The sequence below is a fragment of the Candidatus Weimeria sp. HCP3S3_B5 genome (assembly GCF_052064335.1).
Taxonomy (GTDB): domain Bacteria; phylum Bacillota; class Clostridia; order Lachnospirales; family Lachnospiraceae; genus Weimeria.
Genome location: NZ_JBQHVU010000016.1, coordinates 24,449 through 39,566 on the forward strand (window position 1 = coordinate 24,449; position 15,118 = coordinate 39,566).

Sequence of the window (15,118 nt, forward strand, 5' to 3'; positions counted from 1 at the left end):
CTGTCAGGCTCTTATTTTTATATAATCCTGTCAATATATGCAGATAGCTCATCAGACATTTCGTCAGCCTCAGAGATCCTTATATGTCCGGGTGTCCCACAACCATTCTTACTGTAAAGGAAATGATGGAGTCTGTCTGAGCAGACTGTCTCTATCGCATCATCAATAGCCTTATCCCAGGAGGGATCGTGGTTTAATATTGTTGTTGCACAGATTATCTGAGTTTCCTTATATATATTAAGCAGCTTCTTCAGGAAGTCTGCATATGCGCTTCTCCATTTTACTGCTTTTTTGCAGTTGTAATCTGCCCTCATATAGTCATCCGGATGAGAATCATTCTGACCGATTGCTACTACTACTGCCTGAGGAGTCCAGCTGGTAAAATCCCAGCTGGTAAGAGCAGCCAGATTTTTATTTGGCTGGCATTTATCGTAGAACGACTCCATACCATCATAATTCGGCTCATGATACCATCCTGTATTGTTGAGCAGAGCTATTCCGCCCTGAGAGGTATCATGGATCTGTGCATGAAGCTTTCTGGCGGTATACCAGGCATAGGAATACCAGCTATTAGAGTATTCCCCGTTATGTACAGGATCCTCCTTGCCTGTATACAGTACTGCTTCAGAGACCTCTCCGCAGCTAACTGAATCTCCGAAAAATTCTATCTTTTTTCCGGATCCTATACCCAGCTCTTTTGCTAGCAGGGTATTAGAAGTATTGGCATCAAGAACCTGCGAATCGTCATTAAGTTCAAATCCTTTAATGGTTATAAGATTTGCTGTATCCATTCGCTTGAAAACTAAAAGCTCATGGATCATATCTGGATCAAGATCTCTGGCTAAAATATATTCATCTGCTGATGCTTCATCCACAGATATTTTTATCCTGCTCTGAACCCCATCTATTATTACTCCAAGATATGTATTCCACCATTCACTTTTTGCAGAAATCCTGATGGAGATCTCACTACCTCTGAAACGCAGATAGGCGCTTGAAGCAGCAAACGCCCATCTGATCCCATCGCATTCAGGATCTTTTTCCATTCTGCCGCAATAGTGGATGCGGCTGTCATTCCAATTAATCTTCATCATTTCTTAGTAAAAACCGCTGCTTTAGCGTTTGTTTTTTCAGCCATAATATTATCATATATAAGTGAGCCTGATACCTTACCGTCCTTGACCGCAGAGGAATCACCTATAGCGTTGACCCAGAGTCCTACTGAAGAGATCTTAGAAGAATCCTTCACTAATCCTCCCTTAGGATTTCCTGATACATCGCGAGCTACAAAGTCACTGAATGGGATCACGATATGGAGCTTATCAGTTCCGGCTGAAGCATAATCGGTATAGGTATTGAGATATGCTTCATATACATTGCCTCCTGCAGTGACCTGGACAACAGTTTTCTGGTTCTTTCCATCAGGAGCTATGTCAAAGCTCAGGCTGTCGCACGAGGACCAGTCGGCGATCTTATTGATAGTAGCACCTGCCCAGCCTTTGGCAGTCTCGTCGTAATCCATCTTCATGGAATATCCGTCAAAGGCATCCTTTACCAGTGAGAGCTTGATATTGCATCCACTGTCCTTATTCGTAGTCCAGGCATTGGTAAGTCTTGCGTCATAGCCTAAGTAGTCCTCGAAGCCATCTACTGACAGCGGATTTTCAACCGGAGCCGGAATGTTAAGAATAACCTCAATGGACTGCTGGATCTTCTTACCTGTCATAAGTGAAATGGTACCGATTCCGGCATCGAGTTTTTTAAGCTGATCGACCGAGAGTACTGCAGAGTAGGTATTGCCGTCTTTTCTGGCCTTAAGTGTCGTGCTCTTTTCACCGCTTTTTACAACAAATGTTACCTTATCAGTCTTCTTAAGAGATGGCACAAGTGCTGCAAGTGTGGTCTTCCCAAGGATCCTGTTACCGGACAAGGGTGCAGTGATAAATCCTGTGCTTCCGCTGACAGCAGCCTTTATCTTTGCGTTAGATGATAATTTTTTCAGTGCACTCTTCTGATCTGAGGCAAAAACAGAGTCAGCAGAATTATAGAAGCTGATAAAGTCATCAAGAAGCTCATGACCCTTTAGCGTGCCGTTTTTATTTACCTTATCGACATATGGTATATAAAAACCGTTTGTTTTTGAAAAGTCTGCCCAAAGCAGGAAATAGCTTGCACTTGAATCCTTGGCAGCATTCAGTATCTTATTGTACCAGTCCTTCTCATTGCCCTTCTTTAGCAAAGCTGTCTGAGAATCGCCTGCTTCAGCGTCATTAGCTACTCCGGTCTCTGTTACAGCAAATAGTTTGCCATGCTTTTTTGCAAAATCATCAGTGATCTTAACCTGCTTACGAAAATTCGCGATAAAGGCATCATCATGAGTCCTGTCATACATATCGAAGCCGACCATATCTACATAGGCGTCTCCTGGATATCTCTCCTCGAACTCCTCTACACTTCCTGGCTCGCTACCTGGTGAGTAAACAAAGAGCATATTATGGACATCCTTAGTCTTTGTCAGATATGTGACTGTGTATCTGTAAATATTCTTATAGGTCTCTCTGTCACAGTATGCAGCACCCCACCAGAACCAGCTTCCGGTGTTTTCGTGAAAAGGACGGAAAAGTACAGTCCCGTTTACCTGTTTGGCATATGATGCAATAAGATCCAGATAGCCTCTGAACTGCTTGTTGTATTTGCCACCTGGGAGGATATTGTTTGCCGGATCTTTCTCCATATTATTAGGGGTGTATCCGCTGTAATCATAGGAGTTTCCCTTTTTCTTTACGATCCCGAAGTTTGGCATATGGGCAGATAAGGTGACGATCGAGCCATTTTTAATTGCTTCATTTGAGATCGCAGCTGCAGCCTTGACATTACCAGCCTGATCTTCCCTGATCTTTGCCTTGTGTGTTTTGTTCCACTTTGCGGCGCTGTATTCATCACCTACAAGTGATAATCCGTCTATACCCATTACTCCGGCGTATGAACCTGTCACGTCCTTTGTATCAGAGCTTGAAAGCTTTGAAGAGCCCGCCTTATCCCAGTATTCATTCTGATGACCGAATATCATCTTTTGTGATCTTCCAATCGCCTGAAGATATGCATAGGTGTTTTTTACGTCATTAGTTGCCTTAGGATCCACTGTTTTTATCGTTACTGGCAGCTTAAGGGAATTTAGATCAACCGCCTTCTGCTTTTTTATCTTTTTGGTGGAAACGACATCTTTATCTGCGGATGAGTCTGAGATGATAGTGACATTGTCGATCCATACAGATCCCTTATAAGCAGTTTTTATGCCGACCAGCTGAATGGCGAATTTTTTAACTGCCTTAGACTTGCCATCAAGGGCATCAAAGCTGAATGCAAGATGAACCTTCTTTTTGTCACCAGAGACAGTCTCAGCCTTTGTAAGATCGGCCGTTGCCGTCGCACTAAGGCCCTCGTCAGTATAGAGCTTTACTCCGAGATTTCCGCCTGTCATCTGTCTGGCATCATAGATCAGATCAAGAGAGGCCTTCGTTGCGCCTGTAAGGTTCATCGGATTTTTGGTTTCATATACTGCAGTAGTCTGTGACCAGTCACTATCGCTGTTTTTGGAAAAATCTACATTCATACGGAGTGCACCACAATCGGCATCGACAGTGGTTGAAGAACCACTGTCGTACTGATATTCCCATCCTTTTCCATAGTACCATCCATCAATCCCCTTATTGAAATCGAAGCTGGCTAAGGTAGTCTCTTTAGCGCTGACTGTAACGGGCAGGCATTGTACCGAGCCAAGGACCATCGCCCCAGCCAGAAGCATAGTTACCATTTCTCTCTTCATTTAAATAAACCTCCTTAAATATCCTATACTTTACTAAAAAGTATATCCATTGTTCCCTCACACTTTGATTTCCCATAACCGGCCGGCAGGATAAAGAAATCACCCTTTTTGATCTTCCTTCCATCGATAGTTCCACTTCCGCTTATGACAGATGCTGTATAAAATCTATCTGATACCATAATGTCAGCTTTTCCATCTACACTGAGTTTCATCACAGTATACTTATCACACCTATAAATTTCCTGAAGCTCATTCTCTTTCGATTCACTCTCGATCTGATCATGTCGAATCACACAATTATCTAAAGAAGCAGCCGGAACCTTTATAACATCAAGTGACTGCTTCACATGAAGCTCTCTCTTATTACCGTGATACAGTCTGTCATAATCATACACACGGTAGGTAATATCAGAATTCTGCTGAGTTTCTAAGATCAGCATTCCGCCTTTTATAGCATGCACTGTTCCAGGATCTATCTGGATGAAATCACCCTTATGAACAGGGACCTTGCGTATCAGCTGATCCCATTTTCCATCTGAAACCATTTGTACAAGATCTTCGTGAGTTTTTGCGTTATGCCCTATTACAAGCTCACCGCCACCCTCAGGGGTATCGAGCACATACCAGCATTCTTTTTTACCTAAGGATCCGTTCTCATGAATGGCGGCATACTGATCATCGGGATGCACCTGAATCGAAAGATCAGTCTTAGCATCTATTATTTTGATAAGAAGCGGGAAGATGTCTTTTTCATCCTCGGGCGCGTGCCCATCCTCGTAGAAGGCACAGCTACCACTGTAGCCAAAGTCCCTTTTTTTATCAGAAAAGAAAAGCTCTGGATGCTCATAATAAACCTCTGAGAGCTTTTTTCCGGCAAACTCACCATTTCTAACTGTTCCATCTCCATTAGGATGGGCAGAAACACCCCAGCATTCTCCTATATCATCACCGTTTACATCGTAGCCGAAATCGGTCCTGATACGGGTGCCTCCCCATACATTATGAGTACAAACAGGATCAAGAAAGATGATATCCGGTTTTTTACCTGCGAAACCAGCACCATTAAAATAAAACGGTTTTGTGTCATCATCATGTGTCTGTGTCACGGTAACAACCAGTTCGTGTTTTCCAAATGGAAGTCCGGATGCAACAACAGCTGTCTTCATATTCTCTCCCCAGGTCTCATCAAATGACCCGGTAAGCTCTGCTACCTTTACGCCATCTACATAAGCAGTAGCGTTGGGACTCATGTCTGTTGCCGAAATAACCTGACGATACATTAAAGAAATCGAGGTGCCATATCCGGAGAATATAAGAGAGTCTCCCTTATTATACCCTTCATATCCTTCTACAAATCTGTCCTGCACTGTTTTTCTTCTGGACATATGGCGGGCAAAACCGTTGAGCCTTACATCAACTGAGTTTACATATGAATATACATCTGATGAAAACGGTTCAGGTATAGGCAGATCACGATCGAGACTTGTTGATTCAAACGTCATCTCAAGGAAATGTTCGATGGACTGTGCCAGTAGTCCATGCCCCCTGTCATCAGGATGCAGATCGTCAGGAGTAAAGCTTCTTCTATCGATTTTCCCTTCAAGAACAAGGCGATAGAGTGTGGTATCCATAGATATCATCGGTAGATCATAATGTCTTGCTATCATTGAATGGATTACCTGGGCACTTTCACCCCTGTCGTAAAATACATTTCCAAGTATGATCAGAGCTGGCCTTGAAGGGAGAGAGAGAAGCTGTCTGATAGTGCCCTCAAATGTATCTAGAGATTCAGAATTGGCAGTATCATTTACTGAAAAATCTATGAGTACCAGATCAGGATCACATGCAGCTACATCTCGGTTTATCCTGAAGGTACCATATAGGGATCCTGTTCCTCCCACACCACAGTTAAAATAATTTAATAGTTTATCCGGAAATCTTTTCTTCAGCCAGTTATAAACGAGATAGCTATAGCTATTCTCTACGCAGCTTGCCAGTGAGCCCTGGGTTATGGACCCGCCGAAGCCGATCAGATTAATCTGTTCTTTTTCGAGAAGCTTTTTTATCCTGTAATTGTTCCCCTTGCAGATGATCGCATCATCCCAGTTTATATCCATTCTACGACTCCTTTATCTTATAAGGATCAGTACTCCTGTGTAATCTCCATGAATCACAGGAAGACAAAGTCCTGCATTCATAAGCTCTTCTCCGCTGATCGCTCTTTTGTTTAGCAAAGCAGTATCCGGATTAAAATACGAGTCAGCATCTGTTATAACGGTAACGTCATAATCAGCCGAACAAACAAGACCCTTCAGCTTGATACGGCTTCCTCTGGAATCAGGCTCATACAAAGGCTTCATATACCATACTGCCGCCTCGCTTCCATCGCGGCTTACTATCTCCATACAGTCATAGCTTTTTGCAATTGAGCCAGGGATCCTGTATCCTCTCCTGTCAAAGCTTGATAGCCTGTAATATTCGCCCCGGTTTATCAGTTTATCAAGCTCTCTTCTGAGCCTGATCTGAGCCGGCATCTTTTTCAGATCCTCTTCTGAAAGCTTAGAGATATCCAGCTCATATCCGAATGTACCTGCAATAGCCATAAGTCCTCTTGTATCAAATGAAACAAGACGACCTGAAATATCATTCTGATTTTTGCATACATGAGCTCCCATTGTAGAAACAGGATATATAAGCTCCGTACCCTCACATATAGAAAGTCTCTCTACCGGATCCATATCATCTGACGTCCAGATCTGTGGAGAATAATAAAGCATACCACAGTCAAACCTAGCTCCACCTGATGAGCAATTCTCTATCAGAAGCTCAGGAAACTCCATCAACAGCTTTTCCTGGATCTTATAAACGCCAAGCACATGGCGAAAAAATATCTCGCCCTGCTGATCTGCTGGCAGATATCTTGAATATGCGTCACAGATAGGACGGTTCATATCCCATTTAATATAGGAAAAATGACTTTCTCTGATCTGAGTAGCAATCTTTTCATAGATCGTATCCAGTACATCTGGATTTGAGAAGTCAAGCATAAGCTGATTTCTGCACAGGGCTGGAACACGACCTGGAAAAGAAAGTGCATATTCAGGATGAGCCCTATAAAGATCTGAATCTATAGAGATCATCTCCGGTTCAAACCATAGACCAAGCTTTATATTGAGTTTTTTGGCTTCCTCAACTACAGGTGTGAAGCCATCAGGAAATTTGGATTTCACAGGTACCCAGTCACCGAGACCGCCTTCAGGTTCCACCTTTGATTCCCTGAACCATCCATCATCAATGACAAGCATATCAAGACCGGCCTTAGATGCAGTACGTAGGATCTCTATAAGCTTTTTATCATCGAAATCCAGATAGGTGGCTTCCCAGTTGTTTACTAATACAGGCCTTTGCCTGTCCTTCCAGACGCTTCTTATAATATGCTCTCTGATAAAGTCATGAAAATTTCTGGACATTTTTCCAAGGCCTTCAGATGAATAAGTCATAATGACCTCTGGCATGGTGAATTCATCGCCTGCTTTAAGCTTCCAGCGGAAATTATTTGGATTTACTCCCATAACAAGCCTTGAAAGACCAAATGAATTTGTCCAGACCTTTCCTAAAAAGCTTCCTGACCATACAAAGGAGAATCCGTATGCCTCACCGGTCTCATTAGTTGCATTTGAAGAAACAAGTCCGATAAAAGGCGCAGCCTCATGTCCGCTTTCCCCTCTTGAAGATTCTGTAGCGACCACACCGGGCTGGATCTGAGTAAAAAACGCCTGATGCTCTCTGGCCCAGACACCAGTTTCACGAATGACCGAAAAGCCTTCAAGCTCCATATCCATACATAGTGTAAGAGCTTTTTCAAGATATATGTCTTTTTCTGAAAGGTTCTTTACTACATTCCATCGCGTGATCATATCACAGTCATTAAAAACACAGTATCCAAGATCAAGTTCAACACCTCTTACATTATCTTCTAGTGTAATAATAAGTGTTTCACAGTCATGACCGAAGGATGCGGGCAGATCCTTAAGGGCTGGTTTACCCTTTTTGATAATATAGCCTTTATATAATGGTTCGAAGCCAAAGACCTGTTCTGAATCAGAAATCTCAAGGCAATTTTCCCTGAAATCCCCTACTCCGGAAGCCGGATATTCAAAGGGGAAATTATCAAGAAAAGATACCTTTTCCCCTGGTTTAACAGATGGAGAAGGTATCTCTTCCGATCTCAGGAAGTCCTGCACTAAAGGTCTGTCTAACCGTTTGCCATAATACAGGTGCCCGAGATATCCATCCCGGTTCACCTGCATAACATATGAAGTATTTGGTGTGGAGAGCAGGAAGCTCCCATTTTCGTATCTGATCATTGCTTAAAAATCTTTATCTTATCTCTTGCCAAGTTCAGTATCAGTTCCGTTTGTTACGCTATGCTCCTTTATGTAATCAACTATCTGATCGAGAGTAGTAAAAGCAAGTCCTACATAGCTGTCAGCGGCTCCATAGTATATAGCTATCCTTCCTGTCTTACTATCGTGGATGGTTGCACAAGGGAAACATACGTTAGGTACAAAGCCTCTTTCCTCATACCACTCTTCAGGTGTAAGAAGATAGGTTTCACAACGATACTTGACCTTTGACGGCTCATCGATGTCTAATATAGCCCCACCAATCGAATAAACATATCCATTACAGGTTCCGCTTACCCCGTGATAAAACAGAAGCCATCCCTCTGATGTCTCAATAGGAGCAGCTCCGCCACCGATCTTTAAGCTTTCCCACCATTCCTGGCCCTTACTCATAACATGACGATGCTTTCCCCAATATGTCAGATCAGGACTTTCTGAGATGAATACATCACCAAATGGAGTATGTCCACTGTCAGAAGGACGAGAAAAAAGAACGAAGTTACCATTTATCTTCCTAGGGAAAAGTACTGCATTTCTGTTGAAAGGAAGGAATGGGTTTTCCATACGGACAAATGTCTTGAAATCGGTTGTCCTTGCTATACCGATCGCTGCGCCATAGAAATCACCACACCAGATTATATAATATGTATCCTCAACCTTTACAAGTCTTGGATCATATGCATATACCGGCATGAAGTCATTTCCATTCTCATCTACGAAATGGATCTTTTCCTTATCGAATGTCCAATGAATGGCATCCTTACTATGTCCGAGATAGATATAAGGAATTCCATTGGTCTGCTCACCTCTGAATACTCCTATAAAATCTCCATTGTATGGCATAACAGCACTATTGAAGATTCTTGCAACACCAGGAAGAGGATTCCTGCCAATTATCGGATTGTCACTGTATCTCCATACAGGTGCGCCTGTAAAATCAGACGGTCCGTCCTGCCATGGCATATCAGGAACAGCAGGGCTGTTTAAAATCTTATATTTTCCCATTGTTTTCTCCTTGTAAAATCTAACTTTTATCAGGCCTTTTCGATAAATCTCTTGTTTTTTCTGATCAGCTCGACTCTCTGTGTAACACAGTCTCTTGATCTGCCTGGATCCTCGTATCCATTAAATACATAATCCTCAAGACGATCAAGCGTAGTATGCGCTACATGCAGTCTGGTATCAGATGAAGCATAGTAAATATAAACGTCACCATTATCATTTACTACTGCACCATTTGTGAATACTACATTTGATACATCACCAACTCTTTCAGCTCCTCTAGGTCCTACAAAAAGCCCACCCGGCTCTGCAATAACCTTAGAAGGATCATTAAGATCACATGCAAAGCAGTATAATACGTATCTTAGGCCAGCAGCCGTATTTCTTACACCATGTGCAATATGTATCCAACCTTTATCGGTCTTTATAGGAACTGCACCAGCACCATTCTTTGCCTCTGTAATCTGATGATATCTTCTGATCGATGTCATCTTTTCCTGATCTATGACCGGATGAGTGATATCATCACAAAGACCGAATCCAATACCACTACCACTTCCTGTATCAATGAAATCATCCATCGGACGGGTATAAAATGCATACTTGCCATCGACAAACTCCGGATGCAGAACAACATTTCTCTGCTGAGGAGAATGAAGTGTAACGAGATTCGGAAGCCTTTCCCAGGTCTTTAAGTCCTTTGTCCTTACTATTCCTGCAGCTGCAACAGCTGCAGAAAGATCGGAATTATTCTTATCCTTGCTCTCAGAGCAGAAAACGCCATATATGTATCCATCCTCGTGCTGTGTCAGCCTCATGTCATATACATTTGTCTCATCCGGCTCGGTATCCGGAAGCTGAACAGGCTCATCCCAGAATCTAAATCCAGAAACCGGATTGTCGCTTTCACATACAGCAAAGAATGACTTCCTGTCATTACCCTCTATACGGGGAACTAGATAATACCTCCCATTCATATAGATAGCTCCTGAATTGAGCACAGCATTGATTCCAAGTCTTTCCTCACCATATGGATTTGTCTCAGGATCAAAATCATATCTCCAGCATACTGGAACATGATCTCTGGTAAGTACAGGATGAGTAAAACGCTCATATATTCCGTTATAAAAATTCCCATCGACCTCATTAGGTCTTACTATCAGTGCTTCCTGCTCATTAATGAGCTGTTCGATGGATTTCTGTATCATCTGATTTCCTTTCATCAAAAATAGTCTATTCAGAGTTCAGGACTGTTCTTAGACAGGCTAAGCGCCAGAAGACACATCCTGCCATTATGGTATGGGCACTTCCACTCCTCAACTATAGGTCTGTCAGGAATCGGACTGCCGTCTGCGTATAGCTCCCAATACCACTCAGATCCCTTCCTATGGTCTATTACCTTTTCCTTAATGTAATCCCAGGTTGCATTTGCCGCATCAAGATACTTCTTATCACCATTAACCATGAATTCGTAAAGAAATCCATTCACAGTCTCAGCCTGAACCCACCATACACGATGATCATGAACCTCGTTTCCTTCCTTCTCGGCAGGAAGAGAATGCCCATCAAAGCAGTCATTATAGATCTTTTCAGTCAGATCAACTGCCATCCTGCAGGTCTCATCGATCAGATCCTTGTGATCCGGCACAGACGGCTTCATCTTCAAGACCTGAAGGCCCCATCGGATCAGCCAGGCTGTCTCTATATCATGACCGAAGGAGTGGAGATCGATTAAGGAATTATATTTCTTATCAAAAAACACTTCCTGACGATGTCTGGCAGGATTATAGATCTTTTCATTAAATATCTTTAACTGAAATATCATCCTGTCAGAAACCTTGACAACTCTGGAAGGGTAATCCTCTCTTTCCTTTAAAACCTCCAGCAGCTTCGCATAGCCTTCATAAACATGAAGAAGAGTGTTCATCGTACGCGATGCCATAACTCCGTTTTCCGATAATTTCTCATTGGAAGCAGGAGTAAAATCCCTGTTATATGCCTCTCCGTAACCATCCTTATCACGGCAATGATCTTCTATCACATCAAAAAGATCAAGAGCCAGATTCAGAGCTTCTCTCTTCCCTGTTATTTCATAGTAGGCTGCCAGCCCATAGATACCAAATCCCTGATTGTATGTATGCTTCGTGGTATCATATGGCTTTCCATCATAGGTTACCGACCAGAAGAGACCACCATTTTCTTTATCATAGATCACATCACGAAGAAATTCATATGCATGGTCAGCTGCAGCTTCAATATCAGATTTCTTATATCCGATCAGATCCTCTTCACTTATCTGTCCCTGATTCATAGCCTTCACAACAGATGAAAAGAACCAGAGGATACGGCTGTTTAATATACCACCCTTAACTGCTTTATCATCGTCATGCAGATCATAATCCATATATCCCGTGAATCCGCCATTCACATCGTCTCTGCGACGAAGCCAGAATGGCAGTATCACAGTGCAGAGATGCTTTTTCATCTCTTTAGTTAATCTTAAAAATATGTCTTCCATTTATCAGCCCTTTACTGCGCCTGCAGCGATACCACTGTAAATCTGCTTCTGGAACAGGATAAACACTATAAGCGCAGGAATGAATGAGATAATAACACCAGCACAGATCAGATTATATTGAGAGCCCATAGGTCCTACGAACGTATAAAGTGATACTGCAAGTGTCTTGACATCCGGAGTCTGAAGGTAAAGGTTGGCGCAGTAGTATTCGTTATATACTGAAACACCCTTTAAGATACAGCTTGTTACTATAGCTGGCTTCAGTAGAGGAAGAATGATCTTCCAGTAGATCGTCCAGTAGCTTGCGCCATCCATGATTGCTGATTCATCCAGCGAAACAGGAATGTTTTCCATAAACTGAATGAACAGATATATTGATATAACGTCGGTTCCACACATCATGATAATATAACCATAGAGATGATTGATGAAACCTAACTTCGACATGATACTGTAAACTGTGACCTGGGTAGCAACTGCCGGAAGGAGACTCGCCAGAAAGAACAGATTCCTTATGAGCTTATTGCCCGGGAATTTGAACCTGTTCAGAACGAACGCCAGCTGCGAACCAATGATCACAGATACAACAAGCACCACGACCATTACTATAAAGGAGTTGATAAAGGCTCTTCCCATATTTGCCTTCGTAAAAGCATCTACGAAGTTATGGAAATTAAGCCAGCTCTTCGGCGGAGTCATCACATTCGTTTCCTGATATTCAGCATTAGTCTTGAATGCGGTGATAACGCAGGAGATTATCGGGAGTACTGCAATGAATCCAAACAAGCAGAGTATCAGATACTTTATTAATCCGAATACAACCTGCTCAGGATTATAACTCTTCTTGTATTTCTTAGGCTTTACCCTGACTGATGCATCCATTAAGCAATGCCTCCTTTCGCTTTAACAGAGCTTGCTTTCATAGCCTTCTTCGCGGCTTTTTCAGCTTTAAGTCTTGCCTTCTTTGCCTTGTATGACTCATCATCTGACTCTGCATCGCGGAAGATGTACTTGAAGAACAGCTTCTGCAGGATCGTACAGAATATTATTATCATAAGAAGAACTACTGCCATTGCCGATGCAAGGCCAACCTTCTGTGATACATGTGCTATCCTGTTCATGATCACGAAATATGTTCCTGTACCATTTGCACCGCTAGTGATAACGAATGGCTGCTCGAAGGAGCTTAGTGATCCGGTAATACTTAAGATTACATTAAGTGTCACTATAGTCTTGATCGAAGGAAGGATAATATATCTGAACTGCTGCCATCTGTTTGCTCCGTCAAGAGATGCTGCTTCATAAAGCTCAGAGTCCACTGACATTATTGCTCCTATGAAAAGGACCATATTCTGTCCGAAGTATCTCCAGACTGATGTAAATACAAGCGACCAGTTGTTAACCTTCTGATCCTTCAGCCAGTAAGGAAGATCTTTCAGGTTAAATCCGCACCACTGCAGAACTGTATCAAGTACGAAGCCTCTGGTGTAGAAAAACTTGAAAATAAATCCGATCGCAATTCCGCTTATCAGGTAAGGGAAAAACATCAGGCCCTTAAAGAAATTTCCGCCCTTGGTTTTGAATGAAAGAATTGTTGCGAGAAGCAGCGCTAAAAAAAGCTGCACGATAGCTCCAACCATATAGTACAGAGACAGCTTTAAGGCCCCGAAGCAGTCCTTTCTGCGGAACACATCTATGTAATTCTGCCATCCAACGAACTTCCTTGCTTCTGGCGGAGTAAGATAGGTCATCTTAAAGAAAGAAAACTGAACCATTTTGCCAAATGGTATGTATGTGAATACTAAAAGCAGAAGCAGGGGGATAAGAGTAAACCCCAAGCATATCAGCACCTGCTGTACTCTTCTGCTTGTTATCCATTGACTAAATGTCTTTTTTTCTGTCATGGAATTTCTCCTTTTTAAGAAGAGGCGCCGAAGCGCCTCCTCCGCGTTTTAGTACTTAGCCTCTATTCCATTTGCGTCCTGCGCATCGCTCCACTTCTTGTTCCATTCCTTCATGATATTATCAAAGGACTCGTCACCCTTTGAAGCGTGCTCAACGATAGCCTGGATCTTGTCGTTTCCACCATTGTTAATGTTAAGCTCTGACTCAGAGTTCATTTCGTTCAGATAATCCTCCTCGCCCTTAAGAGCCGGCTCATCAGTTACGAAATCAACACCGTCAAATGCAAGCTTTGTTCTGTCGTCTGACTTTGAAACCGGAAGTCCGTCCTCGTTGTATGAGAATCCAGACTTGTCTGTCATCCACTTTACAAAGATAAGAGCCGCCTGCTTAGCTGTATCAGATACATTGTTATTGATACCATATGAATAGTCTGCTCCAGCTGATGCATACTGCTTACCATCAATAGTGATCGGGAACGGCATATATCCGATATCGTCGCCATTGTCACCAGCAGCCTCCATCTGAGGATAAGCCCATGATCCAAGTACCATACAGCCGATCTTTCCGCTGTTTATCATACCCTTGCAGCCTTCCCAGTCTGTTGTGGTGTAGTCATCCTCTGTAAGCTTCTTGTTAACTGCATCATAAAGGATTTTGTAAACATTATAAGCATGTGTTTTATCACCCGGATCTGAGAACGGATTCTTTGTATGGACAAGCTTCTGGTTCATATAGGTTGCATCCCCTGTAGCGCCTCCACCGATGTAAGCATCCCATGCACCCATTGTCCATCCTGCTGCGTAGTTGGTATAAAGAGGAATTGCCTTAGTATTATCCTTGATCTTCTGGAGATCTGCGATGAAGTCATCCGGTGTCTTAGGAAGATCTGTGATCCCAGCTTCCTTGAATACCTTCTTATTATATACGATACCCTGTGTTGTAGCTGTTGAAGGAACACCATATACTGATCCATCATATTCCCAGGTTTCAGCATAATTGATCTCTTTCTTCATATTATCAAGAGAATCAAGCGGCATGAAATATGATGAAAGATCTGACTTATTTACTGCCGGGATCATCATGACTGTCTCATAGTCTCCTGACTGAAGATGTGTCAGAGCATCATCTGCATAGTTTGTATCTGTTGTGATCTTTACATGGATGTTTGGATAATCCTTATTAAAGGCTGCCAGATACTGCTTCCAGGTAGTACCCTTGTAATCGTCGGAGTCAAGATCTGTTCTGTGGTTGAACACTGTGATATCAGCCTTCAGGTCTGTATTCTCTCCGAGAACTGTTCCAGAGTATGTCAGCTTATCCTTCTTAGCTGAGCTGCTCTTTGTTGCGCCGTTCTTCCCACCGCAGGCTGCAAGTCCTACACACATTGCTCCTGCAAGAACGATTGATAAAAGTCTCTTCTTCATTTTAAGCCCTCCTTATCCTGGACTAGAAACTTGTTTT

At 42.6% G+C, this 15,118-nt stretch carries 10 protein-coding genes; all 10 read right to left on the bottom strand.

The annotated features are described in order from the left end of the window. Nucleotides 1–17: 17 nt before the first annotated feature. Genes ACTNCK_RS08570 through ACTNCK_RS08615 form a run of 10 tightly spaced genes read right to left on the bottom strand, consistent with a single transcriptional unit; the run spans nt 18 to nt 15,081 of the window. Nucleotides 18–1,094: an electron transporter RnfD gene (locus ACTNCK_RS08570; RefSeq protein WP_441082097.1), complete on the bottom strand. Its 1,077-nt coding sequence runs from the start codon at nt 1,092–1,094 to the stop codon at nt 18–20. Further along, the gene (locus ACTNCK_RS08575) at nt 1,091–3,826 is read right to left on the bottom strand and encodes a glycosyl hydrolase (protein ID WP_441082098.1); all 2,736 of its coding nucleotides are present in this window, start codon (nt 3,824–3,826) and stop codon (nt 1,091–1,093) included. The genes ACTNCK_RS08570 and ACTNCK_RS08575 overlap by 4 nt, the downstream gene beginning before the upstream one ends. Before the next feature lie 23 nt (nt 3,827–3,849). Next, complete coding sequence (locus ACTNCK_RS08580; protein ID WP_441082099.1) at nt 3,850–5,943, bottom strand: type I phosphomannose isomerase catalytic subunit; 2,094 nt, start codon at nt 5,941–5,943, stop codon at nt 3,850–3,852. A 12-nt stretch (nt 5,944–5,955) separates the two neighbouring features. Further along, nucleotides 5,956–8,193, bottom strand: a complete 2,238-nt coding sequence (locus ACTNCK_RS08585; protein WP_441082101.1) for an alpha-galactosidase — start codon at nt 8,191–8,193, stop codon at nt 5,956–5,958. 18 nt (nt 8,194–8,211) lie between these two features. Further along, nucleotides 8,212–9,237 (bottom strand): glycoside hydrolase family 130 protein, encoded by a 1,026-nt coding sequence (locus ACTNCK_RS08590; RefSeq protein ID WP_441082102.1) that lies wholly within the window; start codon nt 9,235–9,237, stop codon nt 8,212–8,214. Between the two features lie 29 nt (nt 9,238–9,266). Beyond that, entirely contained in the window at nt 9,267–10,442 is a 1,176-nt protein-coding gene (locus ACTNCK_RS08595) for a glycoside hydrolase family 130 protein (protein WP_441082103.1), read from the bottom strand. 29 nt (nt 10,443–10,471) lie between these two features. Beyond that, a complete protein-coding gene (locus tag ACTNCK_RS08600; protein WP_441082104.1) occupies nt 10,472–11,719 on the bottom strand; it encodes an AGE family epimerase/isomerase in 1,248 nt (415 codons plus the stop codon). Between the two features lie 36 nt (nt 11,720–11,755). Then, complete coding sequence (locus ACTNCK_RS08605; protein ID WP_441082105.1) at nt 11,756–12,634, bottom strand: carbohydrate ABC transporter permease; 879 nt, start codon at nt 12,632–12,634, stop codon at nt 11,756–11,758. Next, nucleotides 12,634–13,656 (bottom strand): carbohydrate ABC transporter permease, encoded by a 1,023-nt coding sequence (locus tag ACTNCK_RS08610; protein WP_441082106.1) that lies wholly within the window; start codon nt 13,654–13,656, stop codon nt 12,634–12,636. The genes ACTNCK_RS08605 and ACTNCK_RS08610 overlap by 1 nt, the downstream gene beginning before the upstream one ends. 48 nt (nt 13,657–13,704) lie before the next feature. Further along, complete coding sequence (locus ACTNCK_RS08615; protein ID WP_441082107.1) at nt 13,705–15,081, bottom strand: ABC transporter substrate-binding protein; 1,377 nt, start codon at nt 15,079–15,081, stop codon at nt 13,705–13,707. Nucleotides 15,082–15,118 lie beyond the last annotated feature (37 nt).

Bases quoted from the DNA above. Each gene is read 5' to 3' on its own strand.
- ACTNCK_RS08570 (WP_441082097.1), bottom strand. From the start codon at position 1,094: ATGATGAAGATTAATTGGAATGACAGCCGCATCCACTATTGCGGCAGA.
- ACTNCK_RS08575 (WP_441082098.1), bottom strand. From the start codon at position 3,826: ATGAAGAGAGAAATGGTAACTATGCTTCTGGCTGGGGCGATGGTCCTT.
- ACTNCK_RS08580 (WP_441082099.1), bottom strand. From the start codon at position 5,943: ATGGATATAAACTGGGATGATGCGATCATCTGCAAGGGGAACAATTAC.
- ACTNCK_RS08585 (WP_441082101.1), bottom strand. From the start codon at position 8,193: ATGATCAGATACGAAAATGGGAGCTTCCTGCTCTCCACACCAAATACT.
- ACTNCK_RS08590 (WP_441082102.1), bottom strand. From the start codon at position 9,237: ATGGGAAAATATAAGATTTTAAACAGCCCTGCTGTTCCTGATATGCCA.
- ACTNCK_RS08595 (WP_441082103.1), bottom strand. From the start codon at position 10,442: ATGATACAGAAATCCATCGAACAGCTCATTAATGAGCAGGAAGCACTG.
- ACTNCK_RS08600 (WP_441082104.1), bottom strand. From the start codon at position 11,719: ATGAAAAAGCATCTCTGCACTGTGATACTGCCATTCTGGCTTCGTCGC.
- ACTNCK_RS08605 (WP_441082105.1), bottom strand. From the start codon at position 12,634: ATGGATGCATCAGTCAGGGTAAAGCCTAAGAAATACAAGAAGAGTTAT.
- ACTNCK_RS08610 (WP_441082106.1), bottom strand. From the start codon at position 13,656: ATGACAGAAAAAAAGACATTTAGTCAATGGATAACAAGCAGAAGAGTA.
- ACTNCK_RS08615 (WP_441082107.1), bottom strand. From the start codon at position 15,081: ATGAAGAAGAGACTTTTATCAATCGTTCTTGCAGGAGCAATGTGTGTA.